The sequence below is a fragment of the Shigella sp. FC1967 genome, assembly GCF_001743005.1.
GTDB lineage: Bacteria > Pseudomonadota > Gammaproteobacteria > Enterobacterales > Enterobacteriaceae > Proteus.
In genome coordinates this window covers 1-6,190 of the sequence record NZ_MIIZ01000624.1, presented here as the reverse complement: position 1 = coordinate 6,190, position 6,190 = coordinate 1, and the positions used below count along the sequence as shown (strand labels likewise).

Annotated in this window: 4 protein-coding genes and 1 pseudogene; 2 read left to right on the top strand and 3 right to left on the bottom strand. The window is 37.8% G+C overall.

The window, feature by feature from the left end; genetic code table 11:
• Positions 1-149: 149 nt before the first annotated feature.
• Both BHE89_RS07805 and BHE89_RS07800 read right to left on the bottom strand, forming a co-directional pair.
• Positions 150-1,374: pseudogene (locus BHE89_RS07805) on the bottom strand (RtcB family protein).
• Positions 1,371-2,510 carry a slipin family protein gene (locus BHE89_RS07800; RefSeq protein ID WP_128860390.1) on the bottom strand — a complete coding sequence of 380 codons (1,140 nt, stop codon included), beginning with the start codon at positions 2,508-2,510 and terminating at the stop codon, positions 1,371-1,373. The pseudogene BHE89_RS07805 and the gene BHE89_RS07800 overlap by 4 nt, the downstream one beginning before the upstream one ends.
• 557 nt (positions 2,511-3,067) lie before the next feature.
• On the opposite strand from BHE89_RS07800, the gene rtcR reads away from it, so the two are divergent.
• The gene (gene rtcR / locus BHE89_RS07795; RefSeq protein ID WP_069368460.1) at positions 3,068-4,660 is read left to right on the top strand and encodes an RNA repair transcriptional activator RtcR; all 1,593 of its coding nucleotides are present in this window, start codon (positions 3,068-3,070) and stop codon (positions 4,658-4,660) included.
• Between the two features lie 9 nt (positions 4,661-4,669).
• Positions 4,670-5,587 (top strand): ribonuclease Z, encoded by a 918-nt coding sequence (gene rnz / locus BHE89_RS07790; RefSeq protein WP_069368461.1) that lies wholly within the window; start codon positions 4,670-4,672, stop codon positions 5,585-5,587.
• 82 nt (positions 5,588-5,669) lie between these two features.
• On the opposite strand, the gene BHE89_RS07785 is transcribed toward rnz, so the two are convergent.
• A partial coding sequence (locus BHE89_RS07785; RefSeq protein WP_141008275.1) for a DUF421 domain-containing protein occupies positions 5,670-6,190 on the bottom strand: 521 nt, incomplete at its 5' end.

Here is a 6,190-nt window from a genome sequence, read left to right as displayed (position 1 = left end):
TTAAATTACAAAAAAAGAAGAGTTTTACTTAAAGAGAATATCTATTCTTAAAAATTTATTCATTTGCATTGCATGCACACGCTGTCATATCACACTATCCCCTACGTCATTGTTTGGGGATAGTGATGAATTACCTTAAAAAAATACCATTATCCTTTTACGCAAACGACCTGTCTTAAGGTATGAACAACTTCAACCAATGATGATTGCGCTTTCATAACAGCATCAATATCCTTATAAGCCATCGGGATTTCATCAATCACATCTTCATCTTTTCGACATTCCACATGCGCTGTTGCTCGAATTTGATCTTCAACACTAAACGTTTTTTTTCGCCGCGGTTCGACTCATTACACGTCCTGCACCATGACTGCATGAACAGAAACTTTCAGCATTTCCTTTTCCTCTTACAATAAAGCTCTTAGCTCCCATCGAACCAGGAATGATCCCCATTTCACCTTTTTGAGCTGAAACCGCCCCTTTTCGCGTCACAAGAACCTCTTCACCAAAGTGCATTTCCTTTTGCACATAGTTATGGTGGCAGTTCACCGCCTGTTGCTGTGTCGTAAAAGGTTTCGTTATTTGTGTTGATAATGCTGCCAATACGCGTTCCATCATAATTTCACGGTTGTGTCGAGCAAAATCCTGTGCCCATTCCACAGCTTCTATATAGTCATCATAGAAAAGCGTTCCTTCTTTTAAGTACGCTAAGTTTTTATCTGGCAAGTTAGCGATATGTTCTCTCATATCATCTTGTGCCATTTGTATAAATAACGTACCAATGGCATTGCCAACACCACGAGATCCACTATGTAGCATTACCCAAACATGATCAGATTCATCTAGGCACAACTCAATAAAGTGGTTTCCTGTTCCTAATGTACCAAGGTGACGATAGTTATTCGTATTGCGTAAACGTGGGTACTTATCGGTTAACACCTTAAAACGTCCTTCAAGTTGTTGCCAATGTTGATCAACAAGTTGAGGTGGGTTCTTCCATGATCCCTTATCATTCCCTGATTGATAACTTGTTCTTCCATGAGGAACTGCTTTTTCTATTGCCGTTCTTATGGCAAATAAATTATCTGGCAGATCATTTGCGTGCAATGAAGTTTTCACCGCAATCATTCCACATCCAATATCTACCCCCACAGCAGCGGGAATAATTGCGCCTTTTGTTGGAATAACACTCCCTATTGTTGAACCTTTTCCTAAGTGAACATCAGGCATCACCGCCATATGTTTGAAAATAAAAGGCATTTTGGCAGTATTAATCAGTTGCTTTAGCGCATCGGCTTCAACTGGCACGCCATTTGTCCACATTTTGATTTCAGCAGTTCCAGCTTCTTTTACTATTTGATGATCCAATATCATGCCTGTGCTCCTTTAATTTGTACTAATCCATTTAATACTTGGTCTAAACCGCCATAAACGGAAATCTTATCAATACGTTCTGCAATGCGTTCTACTGTTTCTAGCTCTTTTAATCGTAAGGCGACTGGATTGTTTTCCATGACTTTTGCCGTATTTAATAAAGAACGTGTTGCAGATGTCTCTTCTCTTCGACGAATAACATTAGCTTGAGCTGATTTTTCTGCCTCAACCACTTGCGCTAAAATCGTTTTCATTTCACCCGGTAAAACAATATCTTTTACCCCTAATGAAGCCACTTCAATACCATATCCTTTCGTCACTTCACTGATTTTCTCACTCACTAAGCTGTCAATTAGCGTTTTATTCTCTAATAACTCATCCAATGCTCTTGTTCCTACTGCTTCACGTAAAGCAAACTGCAACTCTTTATATAAGAACTCAAGAGGTGAACTCAGTAATTGATACGCTGAAAGCACATCGCTATAACGCCAACTCGCTGACAAATTAATACGTAATGTCACTTTGTCTTTTGTTAAGATCTCTTGGCCACTTACATCGAGTGTTTGTAAACGCATATCAACGACTTCAACATCAACTTTGTGTTGATAACGCCAATAACCTTTTGATCCTGGAGGCAATAATGATTGAGTTTCACCATTAATACGGATAATACCCGCATGCCATGCCGGAATATCCACACTTAATATACCTTCACTGCCTTTGACTGTTTGATTACGCAGTTTTGGATACTGCAACTTTTTAACCAAAGCGGGCGAAACTTCTAATTCATTGGCTGACAACACTTCCATTGAGCGTTGTGTATAATTCCAATAAAGACGCCGTGTGCTCGGCGCTAAGATCTCTTTGAGTGAGTCATTTTCATAAAGTAAGCCAATCTCTTCATCAGATAGCACAATATCAAAACAATATTGACTCACCCATTCAGGATGATACTGGCGTAAAAATTCAGCTTTCTCCCTTTCAATGGCTGGACCGTTTAACTCCACCAGCTCAACACTTAATTGGCGACGAAGATCGAAAAATTTATATTCACCAGCCGTGAGGACTTCAATATACTCATCATCCTTCTTTAATAAACCCAGTTGTCCTTGCTTCACTTTTATTGTTGTTCTTATCATCATGACTCCCTTATCTCTTCTTTATTAGCTTTCTTTTATTACTTTTTTATCGTGACTTGCTCTCCACGAACATACTTGGCGAAATCGAAGGGAAAACAAGAGAGGAACGATACTTTGTTTGTCTCTTCTTCTGCCTACAATCCAGCGTAGTCGCTGGTGGATAAGCAAGGTGACGGTACTGCTGTCACAACGATTTTTTATATTTAATTTTACATTTGGATTTGTAATGGTTTTGGTGTCAGGAATCGAACCTGAAAATAACCCTCTTCACCTACAGAGTCCCGATGTGGAGGAACACATTTAGATAACACCACAGAGTGTTCTTTATGTGCCTACCAGATTTAAAATCTGCTCAAGACACAAATAATATTGCCAAGATCGTGCCAAGTTTTTGGTGATTTGCAAAAAATATTTTTTAATTCATTGTTTTTGCTTATAAAAATATTTTTTACATAATTTTCGAACATTTATCCGTTGAATTAAAAACGATAAAAACTTATCTTTTTATCTACACTTTTATAAATATAGATAAGAAGATAAGTAGGGATAACTTAATGAAACGTAAAGTGGTGATTGGTGTTTTAGGCACAACATTAGATAAACGAGGTAAAAGTCATAAAAGATGGAACTCATGGCGTCCAACAATTTCGATTTGTCAGCAAAAAGATTTCCCCGTAAGTCGGTTGGTCATGCTCCATCAACCTAATGACTCTATGTTAGCGTCAAAAATCACTGAAGATATTCATACTATTTCCCCTGATACAGAAGTATTACCTTACGAAATTGATATTTGTGATCCTTGGGATCTGGAAGAGGTTTATAGTCACTTTCTTGATTTTGCAGTGAATTATCCATTTGATACTGAAAATGAAGAATATTATGTCCATATCACCACAGGTACACACATCGCTCAGATTTGCTGGTTCCTCCTGACTGAAGCACATTATTTACCTGCAAAACTATTACAAACCTCGCCTTCTTCTAAAACAGAAAATAAAGAGGACATCAAAACAGTACAATCAGCCACGGGCAGTTATGCTGTTATTGATCTTGATTTAAGCCGTTATACAAAACTAACGAGTCGATTTGAGCATTACCATAATGAGTCTCTCTCTTTCTTAAAATCGGGGATCGCCACACGTAATGAGCGTTTTAATACGTTAATTGCTCAAATTGAACGTGTTGCATTGCGCTCCGTGGCGCCCATCTTATTAACAGGCCCCACAGGAGCAGGGAAATCATTCCTTGCTCAACGTATTTATGAATTACGACAATCTCGCCATTTTGTAAAAGGTCGTTTTATTGCTGTTAACTGTGCTACTTTGCGTGGCGATAATGCTATGTCCACTTTATTTGGGCATGTAAAAGGAGCATTTACTGGGGCATTACAAACCAGATCAGGATTATTAAGAGAAGCCGATAAAGGAATTTTATTTCTTGATGAAATTGCAGAATTAGGACTTGATGAGCAAGCAATGTTGCTTAAAGCGATAGAAGAAAAATCTTTTTATCCTTATGGCTCAGATACTGAGATACAAAGTGATTTTCAACTCATCGCAGGAACACATCGTGATATGGACAAGCAAATTGCAAAAGGACTTTTTCGTGAAGATCTCTATGCAAGGATCAACTTATGGTCTTTTTCACTACCAGGTTTAGCCGATCGTAAAGAGGATATTGAGCCTAATATCGATTATGAATTGCATCATTTTGCAAAGCTTTATCAAAAGGCAATCCGTTTTAACGCTGATGCGAAATCACACTATATTCGATTTGCAACATCTGAACAGGCATTATGGCGTGGTAATTTCCGTGAACTTAGTGCTAGTATAACCCGAATGGCAACACTTGCCGAAAATGGCCGCATTACCCTTCCTCTTGTTGATGAAGAAATTAATCGTTTAAAACAAAATTGGGGGGTTGTTTCCTCTTCTTTATTTAATAGTACTGATATTGATCTTTTCGATCTGAGTCAACTCAATACAGTGATCAAAACGTGTCAGCAATCATCAACACTCTCAGAAGCAGGTAGAAAACTTTTCGCAGTATCAAGACAAAATAAAAAACAACCCAACGATGCCGATCGCTTACGTAAGTATCTTGCGAAATTCAATTTAAGTTGGGAACAAATTCGACATGGAGAATAGTATTTCATTATGGAGCTCACTTTTTTAGGCACCAATGCAGGCGTTCCTTCTAAAGATCGCAATGTCACGAGTATGGTCCTTGATTTACAAAATAAACAAAAAAGTATGTGGATGTTTGATTGTGGTGAAGCAACACAACATCAAATATTGCATACCCGTGTGAAATTACCGCGTTTAAATAAAATTTTTATTACCCACTTACATGGCGATCATATTTTTGGTTTACCGGGATTACTTTGCAGTCGCTCAATGGGTGGAACGGAAACACAGTTAACCGTGTATGGCCCTACGGGTATAAAAGCCTTTATAGAAACGGCGCTGACATTAAGTCAGTCCTATTTAACTTACCCGATAAATATTGTTGAAATTGATAAAGCGGGTTTTCTGTTTGAAGAAGAAGGTATGAAAGTCAGCTGTGAAGCACTTTCTCATCCTGTGCCTTGTTTTGGTTATCGTTTAGAAGAAGAAAACAAACCAGGTAAATTAGATGCAGAAAAGCTGAAAGCGGAAAATATTCCCGTAGGCTCTTGGTTACAAGACTTAAAGCAAGGCAAAACGATAACATTGCCAGATGGACGAATCGTTGATGGTAAAAACTATATTGGTGATGAAATAAAAGGCCGTTGTATTGTCATTTTTGGTGATACACAACCCACCCCAAATGCATTAAAGCTAGCTAATAACGCCGATGTTATTGTTCATGAAGCGACGTTTAAACATGAAATGGTAGAGCAAGCGAATAGTCGTGGTCACTCAACAACAGTACAAGCAGCACAGTTAGCAAAAGACGCTAATATCAAAAAGCTGATTATCACGCATATTAGTAGCCGCTATTCCCCTGAAGAGTGCGCTGAATTGCTAAATGAAAGCCAACAGATCTTTAGCAATACTGAAATAGCTTCTGATTTTGAAGTCGTTAAGTTGTAATTACGTTTTCACTAGATAACAATGGCGATATTATATCGCCACTGTTGTAAATCATACTTAACTCAGCATTGATATTATTTATCTATAACGTAGTCCGTTTTATCTTCCCATCTTGTAAAATAAAATTGACTTTTCCATCCCAAAATTCAGCTAAGAAAATATCTTCTGGCGTATCAATATGCTGATCCTTCATCTCTTCTTGAAGCCAAGCTTCATCTTTTTCTATTTGTGCTAATTCGGATGTTCGAATAACACCATCTTTCATGACAATAATCGAAGGCATTTTAGCACCATCGCATACTACGGTGATTTGTCCATCAGGTTCAATTTGTGCGTAATTGACCTCTTGAAACGAATGAATACCCTGAGCATGAAGACGAGACGTTATGTTCAAAATATCTATTTTATTCTTTTTCTCCATAATGTTTTCCATTATAAATTCGCCCTTCTTTATAATAGGAATAGGATTGCCAATGGTCACGGCTCGGAAAAAGTTAAATCGCTTACTAATATAATTAAGCAAAGAGATAAAACAGACACCTATTAAGAAAACGATAATATATTGATAAAGAGGGATTGCATCAGTGTAAATCACCCATATGC